12 protein-coding genes are annotated in these 13,721 nt (G+C 35.9%); 2 read left to right on the top strand and 10 right to left on the bottom strand.

The genetic code is table 11. The features are described 5' to 3' along the window. Positions 1–22 precede the first annotated feature (22 nt). The 7 genes from ABH960_RS10730 to panE all read right to left on the bottom strand — a co-directional run bounded on the left by ABH960_RS10730 (position 23) and on the right by panE (position 10,140). A complete protein-coding gene (locus ABH960_RS10730; RefSeq protein ID WP_404444975.1) occupies positions 23–1,498 on the bottom strand; it encodes a UDP-N-acetylmuramoyl-L-alanyl-D-glutamate--2,6-diaminopimelate ligase in 1,476 nt (491 codons plus the stop codon). A 210-nt stretch (positions 1,499–1,708) separates the two neighbouring features. Next, positions 1,709–3,625, bottom strand: a complete 1,917-nt coding sequence (locus ABH960_RS10725; protein WP_002014741.1) for a stage V sporulation protein D — start codon at positions 3,623–3,625, stop codon at positions 1,709–1,711. Between the two features lie 81 nt (positions 3,626–3,706). Then, positions 3,707–5,857 carry a penicillin-binding protein gene (locus ABH960_RS10720; RefSeq protein ID WP_483862327.1) on the bottom strand — a complete coding sequence of 717 codons (2,151 nt, stop codon included), beginning with the start codon at positions 5,855–5,857 and terminating at the stop codon, positions 3,707–3,709. Positions 5,858–5,879: 22 nt separating this feature from the next. Then, entirely contained in the window at positions 5,880–6,242 is a 363-nt protein-coding gene (gene ftsL, locus ABH960_RS10715) for a cell division protein FtsL (protein ID WP_002014745.1), read from the bottom strand. 15 nt (positions 6,243–6,257) lie between these two features. Further along, positions 6,258–7,190: a 16S rRNA (cytosine(1402)-N(4))-methyltransferase RsmH gene (gene rsmH / locus ABH960_RS10710; RefSeq protein ID WP_002014746.1), complete on the bottom strand. Its 933-nt coding sequence runs from the start codon at positions 7,188–7,190 to the stop codon at positions 6,258–6,260. 366 nt (positions 7,191–7,556) lie between these two features. Beyond that, positions 7,557–9,173 (bottom strand): bacillithiol biosynthesis cysteine-adding enzyme BshC, encoded by a 1,617-nt coding sequence (gene bshC, locus ABH960_RS10705; RefSeq protein ID WP_404445160.1) that lies wholly within the window; start codon positions 9,171–9,173, stop codon positions 7,557–7,559. Positions 9,174–9,252: 79 nt separating this feature from the next. Beyond that, positions 9,253–10,140 carry a 2-dehydropantoate 2-reductase gene (gene panE / locus ABH960_RS10700; protein ID WP_002128863.1) on the bottom strand — a complete coding sequence of 296 codons (888 nt, stop codon included), beginning with the start codon at positions 10,138–10,140 and terminating at the stop codon, positions 9,253–9,255. 295 nt (positions 10,141–10,435) lie between these two features. On the opposite strand from panE, the gene ABH960_RS10695 reads away from it, so the two are divergent. Next, entirely contained in the window at positions 10,436–10,909 is a 474-nt protein-coding gene (locus ABH960_RS10695; RefSeq protein WP_002014751.1) for an N-acetyltransferase, read from the top strand. Between the two features lie 34 nt (positions 10,910–10,943). On the opposite strand, the gene ABH960_RS10690 is transcribed toward ABH960_RS10695, so the two are convergent. From ABH960_RS10690 to ABH960_RS10680, 3 genes are all read right to left on the bottom strand, one after another. Next, positions 10,944–11,450 carry an RsfA family transcriptional regulator gene (locus ABH960_RS10690; protein ID WP_002066865.1) on the bottom strand — a complete coding sequence of 169 codons (507 nt, stop codon included), beginning with the start codon at positions 11,448–11,450 and terminating at the stop codon, positions 10,944–10,946. A gap of 130 nt (positions 11,451–11,580) precedes the next feature. Then, positions 11,581–11,754, bottom strand: coding sequence for a 50S ribosomal protein L32 (gene rpmF / locus ABH960_RS10685; RefSeq protein WP_001984764.1), 174 nt, complete (start codon positions 11,752–11,754; stop codon positions 11,581–11,583). Between the two features lie 61 nt (positions 11,755–11,815). Beyond that, the gene (locus tag ABH960_RS10680; protein ID WP_002014753.1) at positions 11,816–12,316 is read right to left on the bottom strand and encodes a YceD family protein; all 501 of its coding nucleotides are present in this window, start codon (positions 12,314–12,316) and stop codon (positions 11,816–11,818) included. 153 nt (positions 12,317–12,469) lie between these two features. On the opposite strand from ABH960_RS10680, the gene ABH960_RS10675 reads away from it, so the two are divergent. After that, a complete protein-coding gene (locus tag ABH960_RS10675; RefSeq protein WP_404445157.1) occupies positions 12,470–13,711 on the top strand; it encodes a nucleotidyltransferase in 1,242 nt (413 codons plus the stop codon). Positions 13,712–13,721: the final 10 nt, after the last annotated feature.

The raw sequence follows: 13,721 nt of genomic DNA, 5'->3' as shown, positions 1-13,721 counted from the left end.
ATGTAGTCCTCCTCTCATGCTGTTACACTTCGTTGTTTAAACGCTCCGTGATTGCTTCTTTAGCAACTTCACGATCGTCAAAATGATGAACTTCTTTACCAATAATTTGATACGTTTCATGCCCTTTACCAGCAATAATAATAATATCTTCTGCTTTTACTTTCGAGATAGCGGAACGTATCGCTTCTTTTCGATCGACAATTACTTCATAATTATTCCTATTTACATCATTTACCATATCATCTAAAATAGCCTTCGGATCTTCACTTCTTGGATTATCTGATGTATAAATTGCGTGAGTTGCATATTCGGTTGCGACACTTGCCATTATTGGTCTTTTCGTTCTATCTCTATCACCACCGCAACCAACGATACAATATACATCGCCTTTTGCAAATTGTTTTGCTGTTTTTAGTACGTTCTCTAAGCTATCAGGTGTATGCGCATAGTCAACAATAACTGTGTAATTTTGTCCACCATCAACAACTTCAAAACGTCCAGGAACGCCAGCAAGCTCTTTAATTACATCAATAATTGTTTGTAAGCTCACTCCTGAAACAAGACCTGCTGCTGTAGCAGCTAACACGTTGTATACATTAAACTTACCAATTAATTTCATCGTAACATTTACAGTTTCATACGGTGTTACAAGTGTAAATGTTGTACCGCCACTCGTCATTACGATATCTCGTGCCATAATGTCGCTTGCAACATCTATACCGTATGTTACAACAGTAGCTGCTGTACTTCGCATATACTCTTCTGCTACTGGATCATCACTGTTTAATATAGCGTATTTTTCACGATTATGATGATAACTATTGCCAAGCTGTGCGAAAAGCAACCCTTTCGCATGTTTATATTCTTCCATCGTTTTATGATAGTCTAAATGATCTTGTGTTAAATTCGTAAATACTGCAACATCATAATCGCACCCGTGTACACGGCCAAGATCTAAAGCATGAGACGAAACTTCCATTACTGTGCTATCCACACCTTGTTCAACCATTTTTGAAAATGTCTGTTGAAGTGTTAGTGCATCTGGTGTTGTATTTTTCACCTCAAATGTTTCATCACCGATTTTCATATTAATCGTTCCAATTAGCCCTGTTTTATGACCATGTGCGCGCATAATTTCATCCATAATATGCGATGTTGTTGTCTTTCCATTTGTACCTGTAATACCGATTAAATGTAACTTGTGTGTTGGTTGGCCATAAAAATAATCAGCTAAAACCGCTAGCGAACGAAAAGTATTTTTCACAAGTACAACTGGAACGTCAACATCAATTGGTCTTTCCGCAACAATAGCAGCCGCTCCTTGTGCGGCTGCTTGCTTAGCAAAGTCATGGCTATCAACCGTATATCCTTTCATACATATAAATAAGCTTCCCTCTTTCACTTTACGTGAATCCGCTTCAATAGATGTTATTTCTGGATTTTCTGTTGGAACAACTGGAAAATCATGCAAACATGATACAAGTGTATGCAACTTCATTTCACTAAACCCTCTCTACATTGTTTATTTATCTCTTATTTTAGCAAGTAACACGTTACCTCCTAGTTATATAAAAATAGGAGGTAAGTGCTACTATAGTCTAATCAATAGATTTATTTATTAATGAGACACTTATCGTCTCAAATAAAGCAATTTTTCTATAAAGAACTCACTTCCACCAATTGTACCATAAAACACAATCAGTTACCTTTAATTCCCGAAGTAAATTCTAACTTTTGAACCCTCTTTTACTTTAGCTCCTGCTTCTGGTGATTGTTTAATTACTTTCCCACCATCACCACTTATATCAAGCTTCAAGTCTACAAGTTGCGTTTGTAAATCTTTCTTTTTCATACCAATTAAATTCGGAACTTCCACAGTTGGTGTATCGCCCCATTTATATTCTTTCTCAACTTGCTCTTTTCTCGGTTCCACTCCCATTACAGGAAGTGCGTCACGAAGAATATTCCCAACAATAGGTGCTGCTACAACTCCACCAAATTGAGTGACTCCTTTTGGATTATCCACTGCTACATAAACAACAATTTGCGGATCGTCAGCTGGAGCAAAACCGATAAATGATACAATATAGTTATTATCTAAATATTTTCCATCTTTCACCTTTTGAGCAGTTCCAGTTTTTCCACCTACACGATATCCATCAATATAAGCCCCTTTACCCGAACCTTTCGCTACAACATTCTCTAATGCGTAACGAACTTTCTCTGAAGTTTCCTTGGAAATAACTTCCCTTTTCGCAACAGGTGTCTTTTTGCTGACAACTTGATTATTCTTCGGATCGATAAATTCCTTCGCTATATATGGCTGATACAAAGTTCCACCATTTACAGCCGCCGCTACAGCTGCTACTTGTTGAATCGGTGTAACAGAAACACCTTGCCCAAATGAAGTCGTCGCTTGCTCGACTGGACCAACTTTATCTAAATTAAATAAAATCCCGCTACCTTCACCTTGTAAATCAATTCCGGTCTTCTGTCCAAACCCGAAATTGCGAATGTATTTAAACAATCGATCTTTACCAAGACGATCACCAAGTTCAATAAATCCTGGGTTACAAGAGTTTTGAACTACCTCTAAAAACGTTTGGCTACCATGGCCTCCAGCTTTCCAACACCGCAATCTAGCTCCACCAACTTCAGCTGCCCCATCATCATAAAATGTATCTTTCTCTAAGTCTACTAAATTTTCATTCAAAGCTGCAGCTAATGTAATAATCTTAAATGTTGACCCCGGCTCATACGTACTCCATACAGGTAAATTTCTGTTATATACTTCCGGAGAAACACTTTGGAAATCTGCTGGATCAAAACTTGGTCGACTTGACATACCTAAAATTTCACCATTTTTCGGATTCATTGCAATTGCTATCATACCGTCAGGATTATACGTTGATTCCGCAATATTCATTTCTCTTTCCATAATCCTCGTAATGCGTGAATCAATTGTTAATCCTAAATTCAAGCCGGCTTCTGGTTTTTTGAAATCATCTCCAACGTTAGGCATTCTCTGTCCTTTCGCGTCTGCAAAAAATCGCACATGACCTTTATCACCATTTAGCTCTTTATCATAATATTTCTCTAGTCCCATAAGCCCTTGATTATCACTGCCCGCAAATCCTAATACGTGTGATAAAAAATTACCGAATGGATAGTACCGGATAGAATCCTCTGCGATGTACACACCCTTTAAACTTAATCCGCGTACTTCTTTCGCTTTGTCATGCGATATTTTCCTTCCGCCTTTATCAAGCCTTACAATCGATTCTTTTTTTGTAATCCGCTTATAAACATCATCTTTTTCCACACCTAATACTGCAGCTAACTTCTCTGCAGTCTCTGCTGGTTTTTCAATTTGCCTCGGCACAACAAAGACGGTCGGTGCACTTTTATTCGTAGCAAGCTCCACACCATTTCGATCTAAAATTTTCCCTCGCTCTGGTTCAAAAGTAATATTACGACTCCATGAATCCTTCGCACGATCCGTTAACATATTTCCAAGAAAAAATTGCACATATCCAAGACGAATATCGATAATAGTGAAAATGAGTATACCCGATATAAGTATAAAAATAAGTCGTTTTCTAACCGTTACATTTGATACACGCATATTGGAACAAGCCTCCCTTACGCCTAGCTTGTTCCAATATATGCTTGTACTTATTTAATTAGAACTTCTTCCCTATTACCATTATGGCTTTTCTGCTTCTTGCTGCGGTTCAAGTGGTGGTACGAGTGTTACACCTAATTCTGTACCAGGTTGCAACAATGTCCCTTCCGCCACACTTTGTTCCGTTACATATCCTGTACCAGAAGGTTTTAAGTTAAGCTTTAATGTTTTTGCTAAATTCATAACATCACGCAGTGCCCATCCCTGTATATTTGGCATTGTAGGTTTATCTCCTACTAAGAAGACTCGATCACCCTTTAATGTTTGTTCAGTTGCTTTTGGCACTTGCTGCTGCACTTTACCTTCACCTAATACGATTGGACGAAGTTTTGCTTTATCAATTGTTTTTTTCGCTTCTTCCATCGTTTTTCCGGTTACATCTGGAACGACAGTTTGTTGTTCTTTCACATATTTTTTCGGATCTTTTACTTCATTCGGCTTAATCTTTAAGTACTCTAAGCTATTTTTCGTTACATATTTAAAGATATCAGCTAAAGGTTTAGCCCCGTTTTCATCATCTTTTAATTTTGGTTGTTTAACGGCCACATACACAACAAGTTGCGGATCGTCCATCGGTGCCATACCTAAGAATGAGAATATATAATTCTCTCTTCCTGTCATATAGCCACCTTTCCCGTCAGGAATTTGTGCTGTACCTGTTTTCCCCCCGACTGAATACCCATCAATTTTATATGCAGTTCCTGTTCCTTTCGGTGATGTAACAACACGTTCTAGTAATTGCCTTACTTGTGCTGCTGTCTCTTTGGTAACAGGTTTTCCTACTTCTTCTGGTTTATGCTCTAGCTGTACTTTACCTGTTATTGGATCCACAATTTTATCAATTGTATAAGGTTTCATCATTTTACCATCATTTGCAATTGCTGTTGCAGCTTGTACAAGTTGAATTGGCGTAACTGTAGAACCTTGTCCAAATGCCGTTGTTACTTGTTGTATTTGTTGATCAAATAAAATTGTATTTGACCCTTCACCAGATAAATCAATGTTTGTTTTTTCATCTAATCCAAAACCGTGAATATATTTTCGAAAACGCTCTGGACCAAGTTTTTGATCCCCTAAAATTGCGAACGCTACGTTTGAAGATCGCTCTACCCCTTCATCAAAAGTAATAGAACCCCATCCGGCGCCGCCGTTATGATCTTTTATTTTGCGATTACCAACTTGATATGTACCAGACTGATAAAAGTCTTGCCCATTGTATACACCTTCATTAATGGCCGCCGCTAATGTGAAAATCTTCATTGTTGATCCCGGTTCAAACGCATTTGCAATGGCGTCGTTGAAGAAATATTTAATTTGACGATCATTAGGGTCATAACTAGGTTTACTAGACATCGCTAATATTTTCCCTGTCTTCGGATCCGCAACAATCCCTATTAAATTTTCTGGTTCATAATGTTTACTTGCTTCTTTCATTGCGTCTTCTAAATAACTTTGAATACGTTGGTCAAGCGTTAAATACACATTATCTCCATTTTTAGGTGCCTTTACATTCACTTTTCCACCGTCAAGAGATACTCCTTTACGGTCACCTGTATAAGCTACCTCACCATTAGAAGCACCTAAATATTTATCCAAACTCTTTTCTAAGCCAAATTGACCGACTGAGATTCCATTTTCATCAGGTTTCGCATGACCTATGACGTAAGATGCAAAATCACCGTTTGGATAAACTCTCGCATTTTCGGTAATAAAAGATATTCCCGGCAATTTCAATGCTTCTATTTGTTCTTTCTTTTCTTTCGTCAAGTCTTTACCCAATGTTCCAAATTCCACTTGACTTTTGCCTTCTTTATTTAAAGTACCTAAAATTTTATCTTCATCTTTTCCGAGTACTCCTGCGATTTTCTTTGCAGTATCCTCTTTATCCTTAACGGCGTTAGCTCCTTTTAACTCGGCTACAAGTTTATAAGAATTTGCGTCTTGCGCTAGTACATGACCATTTTGATCATAAATTGTTCCTCGATTCGCTTCGAGAACTCCTTTTTTACTATGTTTTTGCTCAGCAAGTTTTTTCAAATCATGATTGTCCACTGTTCCTGTTACTTGTATGTAAAAAAATCGGGCTAATAACAGCAAAAAGAGCAGGAGGAAAAATATCATAAAATAACCTGCTCCCTTATTGGTATGAAATTTGGTCATATTTCTCTTCATCTTTTCTTCACACCTATTTGCCTTACTTTAGGCCTTTCACGTTATTCGCATTAATTTCTAGCCCGTGTTTTTTTGCAACTTCAGCGATACGTTCATAACGACTTAACTTCTCTACTTCAGCCTGCAATTCTTGATTTTCCTTTTGTTTTTTCACAATTTGTTCTTCTATCGTCGCTGCTTCTACATTAACTTGATATAGGCCCGCTTTATTCCCAATAAAAGCTACACAGGCATATAATAAAAATCCAATAAACGTTACGTACAATAGCTTTTCAATTCTTGTAATTTTCGTTTTAACTTTTGGCTTAACCATCTGCTGTGGCGGCGCTTGAATTTGTACCTCTTCTTGCGCCTGTTGTTTATACTTTACAGCTAAATTAGTCATACCTCTCTCTCCTTTTTATCGTTTTTCAGCGATTCTCAACTTCGCAGAACGCGCTCGATTATTTTCTTCTAATTCAATGTCAGAAGGTAAAATCGGTTTCCTTGTAATAAGCTTTAATTTCGGCTTAAATTCATCCGGAATAATCGGTAGTCCCTGTGGTAATTGCGGCGTTGTGCTATTTCGCTTAAACGTCGTTTTACAAATACGATCTTCTAAAGAATGGAATGTTATAACACTAACTCTTCCACCAGGCTTGACCATATCAATTGCAGATTCCAACGCTTCTTCAAATACTTTTAATTCATCATTTACAGCAATACGAATCGCTTGAAATACTCGCTTCGCAGGATGTCCACCTGTTCTACGTGCCGGAGCTGGAATACCTTCTTTAATTAATTCCACTAATTCTCCTGTCGTTTCAATAGCCTTATTCTCGCGATAAGCTTCAATTTTCCTTGTTATTTGCTTTGAAAATTTTTCTTCTCCGTATTGGAAGAAAATTCTTACGAGTTGTTCATATGACCAGCTGTTCACAACATCATATGCTGTTAATGGGGCATCTTGATCCATCCGCATATCTAACGGTGCATCATGATGATAACTAAAGCCACGCTCTGGTGTATCTAATTGTGGGGATGAAACACCTAAATCGAATAAAATCCCGTCTACTTCTGTGATACCTAATTCATGTAGTTTTTCAGATAAATAACGGAAGTTGCTCTTCACTGTTACAAATTGTTCACCATAAGAAGAAAATTTTTCCTTCGCATTTTGAATCGCTATTTCATCTTGATCAAATGCTATTAACTTTCCACCATCTGTTAGCTGAGATAATAAATAAGAACTATGTCCTCCTCCACCCAGTGTACAATCTACATATGTACCACTCGGTTTTATATCTAAGCCATCTACTGTTTCTTTCAAAAGTACTGTTACGTGTTTGAACATTGCTGCACCTACTCTTTTTCCAATTAATTATGTTAAATACATCTCTCACTCTACAAACACAATTTACTACTAGAGGATGAAATGCTACTAAAGAACGACTCATTTAACTTCCAACAAGGTAGTACGCTATACAAATCGCTATTTTATTTTATTATATACTAAATTTTATCATTTTTTGCAGGAATTTAAACAAAAACCTGTCGAAAAAGATATTAATCCGTTTACATTTTGTGCTATTTTGTCATATATATATACCTGATACATAGCGATTCATTACATTAACATAAGATGGATAATTCAGAAATATTTCACTTCACAGTTAATTCAACAGAATAAAAATAAAATCCTGCTCAAAAGAGCAAGATTCTATAGTTTTATTACATGATGTTTTCCATCCCACGAAAAAGATTGTTCCATTACCCGGTCAACAAAATCAAGGCCGAACTGATTTAAATAATAACACACATTCCACACACGTTCTTGCGGTGCTCCTAATGGACGAAGCGCGAATTGTAAACGGCGGAATTTATTCAGTTGAACCTCATGTTTCTTCTCAACATTTCTTTTCAACATTTTTTCTAACAGTTCAATTTGCTCATTAATTTTCAGTTCATTTTTCCCCGCAAACTCATTTAACCCTGGATCTATTTTTTTCACGAATTGTTGTAATGATGTATGAATATCCATTATTTCTTTTTTCGCTTCTATAAATCGCTCGTCTATCGGTTCCTCTATTTGATTAGAAAGCCAATTGTCACGCAGATTATCTATATTATTTAGAAATGGATCAATTTCTTGCAAATCTAAATCATATAAATCTGTCGCTATATCTCGCTCCATATAAGTAATTGTAAGCCGCGGAACAACAGGTGGCATTTGGAAACCTGCCGTATGAAACACTTGTTGCAATTCACTCCAATAAGCTAACTCCCCTGGACCGCCAATAAACGCTAACGTAGGAAACACATATTCTTGCATAAGAGGGCGCGTTACAACATTATTACTAAAACGTTCTGGACTTCTTTCCATCTCTTCCATCAATTCTTCATACGAAAATGAATGCACTCCATCTTTTCCAATAAACTTCCCTTGATTCTCTTCAAGCAATACTCGCTCATTATCAATTTCCATAAATATATGCACTGCATTTGTCTTCGTTTCAATAATCGGTTTAAATCCTAATTCCTTAAGTACTTCCTGTTGATTACGAAGCCCTACTTGAATTTCTTTATATTTACTTATAATTTGTTGTAAAAACGGCACTTCTAATTTTCTTAATGCAGGATGATGTGAATCTACAAGAATTAAACCAGAATTTGCGAACATTTTCGTAATAAGGTGCGCAAAGAAATCTACATATGTATGCGATTTACCTAAAGCATCATCAACAAATTGTAATACATCCTTTGTAAAATTCGTTTCCGGATATGTTTTAAAAATCTCTTCGACCCATTTTCTACAGTCTTCAATAGAAAACTCAGACTCAGAAGCACTCGCCTTTTTCGGATAACGATCATGAAAAATGGTCTTTTTTATTTTTTTATTTTTCGTTACAAATATATGATTAATTTCATCCATATCATGGTCTTCACCAGCAATCCAAAAGACAGGAACAACCCGAACCCCTAAGCTCTCTTCTTTTTCTTTTGCAAGCTGTAAAATTGAAATGATCTTATGAACTGTATAAAGCGGACCAGTTAATAACCCAGCTTGTTGTCCAGCTATAACTACATATGTATTTTCATCTTCAAGCGCTTTTATATTTTGAATTGTAAATTCTCCCGCTTGCAATTGTGTATTATATTCTAATAAATGCGTTACTAAATCTTGACGGAAAAACTCTCTCTCACGTAAATCATGTAAACGCTGTTTAAAAGCATCCTCTGTTAACAGATAATCAAAACATGACTGTATCTCTTTTTTACCGTTCATATAGTCCGCTACAACACCTTGTAGTGGAACAGAGATTTCTTTTATCTCCATATAATTCTTCCTTTCGTATCCTGTTCTCTCACCAACCCACATTGTATTCAATGTTTCACGTAAAAGCAAAGAAAAACACTTATAATTCCATTCCTTTTATTGCATTGAACAAAAATCGAAGTGTCGGAACAGATTGTTGTTGTTCCTTAGCTTCTTCTAATACATATCCAACAATCGCGTTAACTTCCGTTTGTCTATTCGCTCTTACGTCCGCTAACATAGATGAAGTATTATGGGATGTTTTTTCACATACTTGGCATACCATTTTCCATAGCATTTCCTTATCTTCTTCTTTAACAAGAAATGCAACTTCCTGAAATACTTGCTCCATCATTTGATAAAAAAGCGGGTTTGAAATTAACTCCCCGTTCTCAACCCGCAATAATGCCGTCAACGGATTAATACATACATTGACTACTAATTTATTACGCATAATCCCCTTCCAATCATCTTCTATCTGAATCGGAAAATAATCAAAAGGAAAACAATTAAATACCTTTTTAAAACAACTAGATTGACCACGCACTACACCAAACTTTGTAACACCTATTCCAGTATGACGAACTGTATGTCCATCCTCTTTTTTTGCACCATGCTCCACAATCCCGACTGCTATACGTTCATTTCCTATTTTTTGCATAACGTGAAGATGTGACATTCCATTTTGCAAAAAGATTAATGACGATTCTCCCTGCACAAAAGGTAATATATCAGTTACATGATATTGCTTTACAGCAATAAATGTATAATCTAACTGTTTATCCAGCATACTTTCTATCGGTAAAATAGATGGAAATACCGTTTCACGTTCTCCATTCCTAATACAAGTTACACCCGTTAAGTTTAATTCTTCTGCTTGCTTATCGTTTCTTGTAAACAACGTAACATCTTGATTACTTTTTTGTAAATAAAATGTATATAGGAGACCAATAGCTCCCGGTCCAACAATTCCAATTTTCATCTTCACACAAAGAACTCATATTAACAAGTGATATAAGTTCCCTTGCCTTTCCCCCTTTATATCTTATTAAATTACAATTACATAGTTGAGGATTCAATTATCTTTTAACAAATGCAACCTCTTCTTTCACTACGTATATACTACCTATATACATAGTTCTATTCTTAGTTTAGCAAATCCTCAAAAAAATAATGAAAGAAATATTCTATCTTCTTCATAAAAATTTAAAAATGAGTTATAATATTATTATAAATATTTTAACTTTTCTGCATTCAACAAGATAAGAAAAGGACGTGATGTAATGGGATTCCCAAAAGTTGAACGCTTGCTCATCAATTATAAAACATTAGATGAATTTAAAAAATTTAAAGGGTGCGGAGCTCAAGAACTATCCATGTTGGAAGAATTACAAGCAAACATTATTGAAAATGATAGTGAGTCTCCATTTTACGGTATCTATTATGGAGGATCGCTAATCGCACGTATGAGTCTATATATGAAAAGGAACGGCGGGGAACCATTTGAAATTACAGGTACTTACCTAGAACTTTATAAACTTGAAGTATTGCCGACTTTTCAAAAACAAGGATTCGGACAAATGCTTGTTAATTATGCGAAACAACTACAATTCCCAATTAAAACGATAGCACGTATCCAATCATCTGGTTTTTGGGATAAATTAAGTTTCCAGCCAGTATCAGTAACTGATGGTGATTTTTATATTTGGCATCCAGAAACAAATTCGAATGCGATTACAAACGAAGAATCTGCATAAGAAACAAAAAAAAACAGCTGTTACGCAGCTGTTTTTATTTCTTTAATTTTTCTAATTCTCCATTCGAGCGAGCGCCATTTCTTTCCGCTACCATTACACTTCTTTTTTGATCGATATAATCAAGTAATGTTCTATATTCTTCCTCATATACTGATAATCGCTCCAGAAGACGTTCTTTCTCTGTTTGTAACGATTCAATTTGTTGTTGCAACACCATTAAAGAGCTTTCATCTTTATAATTTCGCAAGAATTCAATAACATCATTCAATGTAATTGATGTAGGCTCTAATACCTTTGTCTCTTTCACTTCATAATTTTCTACTTTACGAAGTTGCTTTGCTTCTTCAATACGTTCTTTGTATTGCTTTCTAACATAAGAATTCCACCTAAATCCACATGCTGCTGGTGTGCGAGACAAATGTCTCCCCACTTCTTTAAAGGCAGAAAGTTGCGTTCCACCTTCTTGAATATGCCGGAGTACTACTTCTGCCAGAAGCAAATCTTCATCATCAGTCCAAGCATCTTGTCTTGTTGTCGCCATCTCTCTAGTCCTCCCTATGCATTTTTTATTAAGCATATGCAGTTACTAGAAAAGATAGAATACAACAAATAAAGAATAAGACAAAAAAAAATAAACGTAGAAGATATCTTCTACGTTTATTTTCCCGCAATTACTTGCTGATTACTTCTTTACCTTTGTAAGTACCGCATGCTTTACATACACGGTGAGCTAATTTCGCTTCACCACAGCTTGGGCACTCTACCATACCAGGTACTGATAATTTGAAATGCGTACGACGCTTTCTTTTTACTGTTTTAGAAGTTCTTCTAAAAGGTACAGCCATTCTTCCCACCTCCTTAAAAGAAATAGTTATTTTCATATGAAGGCCTAAACCAGTCTTCCGATTATTTGTCAAAAAACTTTGCAAGTCCTGCTAATCGTGGATCAACAGTCTTTTCTTTGTTTTCTTCCGAAATCACTTGCCAGTCTTGACCTTGCATCGGTGCTCCACCAGAAACATCATCACTGAAAATTTGCATTGGAATCTCCAAAAGTATATTTTCCTTGATTACGGGCAGTAAGTCAAGTACTTCTCCTTCTAAACAATGAATTTCAGCTTCTGTTTCAAATTCTTCTTCCGAAGTTTGGAACACCTCAGTTGTTTTAATGTCAAATGGTAATGTCACATCTACTAAAGAGCGAGAACATGGTAAAACCATGCTTCCAGTTATATGTAGATGAAACGTAAACTTACCGGAGCCAAAATCAACTCTTCCTGTTACATGAGCAGGATTAATTTCACGAATATCTTTCTCGACCTCTTTTAGCTCACTTACATCTACCATTTCATTTAATGTCAATCCTTTATTTCTCAATTTATTCAATTGATGGATGGACCATTTCATATCATATCACCTCAAGGCAACAAACAAAATTATAGCTAGCCATTTTATATTTGTCAATGTTTTTTCTTTACACTATAATGAAGTCATCATAGGAAATAATATATAGACTATCACGTTTTCCAAAAAGATGCTACATCGAAAGGAGAGATTACCATAAAATCCAGTGGTATTGTTGTTGAATATAACCCTTTTCATAACGGTCATGCTTATCATGTGCAACAAACAAAAAAGTTAACACAGTCTGATATTATTATCGCCGTTATGAGTGGTCCTTTTTTGCAGCGTGGTGAGCCCGCACTCATCTCCAAATGGTATCGTACTAAAATGGCCTTAACAAACGGCGTAGACCTTGTTGTAGAGCTTCCATATGCATTCGCAACACAAAAGGCCGAAACTTTCGCAAATGGCGCAATTTCGATTTTAAACGCCCTTGGTGTTTCTGAAATTTGTTTCGGTAGTGAAGATGGACAAGCTGAAAATTTCTACAATACCATCGATATACAAAAAAATGAAGAAGAGACTTTTAATCGTCTTGTGAAGCAATTTATGAATGCAGGTAATAGTTATGCAAAAGCTACATCTGAAGCCTTTCTACACATCTTACCATCCGAAAAAAACGTAGATATGTCACAACCAAATAACATTTTAGGCTTACAGTACATTAAAGCAATTCTCTTACAAAACAGTTCGATGCAAGCACAAACTATAAAAAGATTCGCCTCTCATTATCATGATGAAACATTTCACGATCAACATATTGCAAGTGCAACAAGTATTCGCAAACAGCTATTTAATGAAAACAGTTCCTCTACAACTATTGAGCCTTTTATCCCGAAAATGACTGCTTCTCTTTTAGAAAACTACAAGCAAAACTACGGGACGTTACATAACTGGGAAAAATACTTTTCATTTTTTAAATACAAACTTATGACGATGTCTTCAGAGGACTTACAGCATATATATGAAATGGAAGAAGGTTTAGAGCATCGTATTTTATCAAAAATACAAAACAGTTCATCTTTCTATTCATTCATGGAAGCATTAAAAACAAAACGTTATACATGGACTAGATTGCAAAGAGCTTGTACACATATTTTAACAAATACAACGAAGGAAGAAATACACAAAGCAAATATAGAGCAACATGCGCCGTATATCCGTCTTCTCGGAATGTCACAAAAAGGACAAACTTATCTTTCTAGAAATAAGAAAAAAATAGAACTCCCAATCCTTACTCATACAAAAACATTCGAACATCCAACTTTAGACATAGAACGAAAATCAAATGCTGTATATTTCTCCATAATGCAAGAACCTTTGCGGACACAACTGCTAAAACAAGACGCAACGCATCACCCAATTCGTTATGATGAAATAATGAAAAAATTCCTATAAGAAAAACCTC

Origin of the sequence: Bacillus sp. RC252, assembly GCF_044909215.1 — a bacterium.
Lineage (GTDB): Bacteria > Bacillota > Bacilli > Bacillales > Bacillaceae_G > Bacillus_A > Bacillus_A mycoides.
The sequence above is the reverse complement of the archived record's forward strand: the minus strand, read 5'-3'. Positions and strand labels throughout refer to the sequence as shown.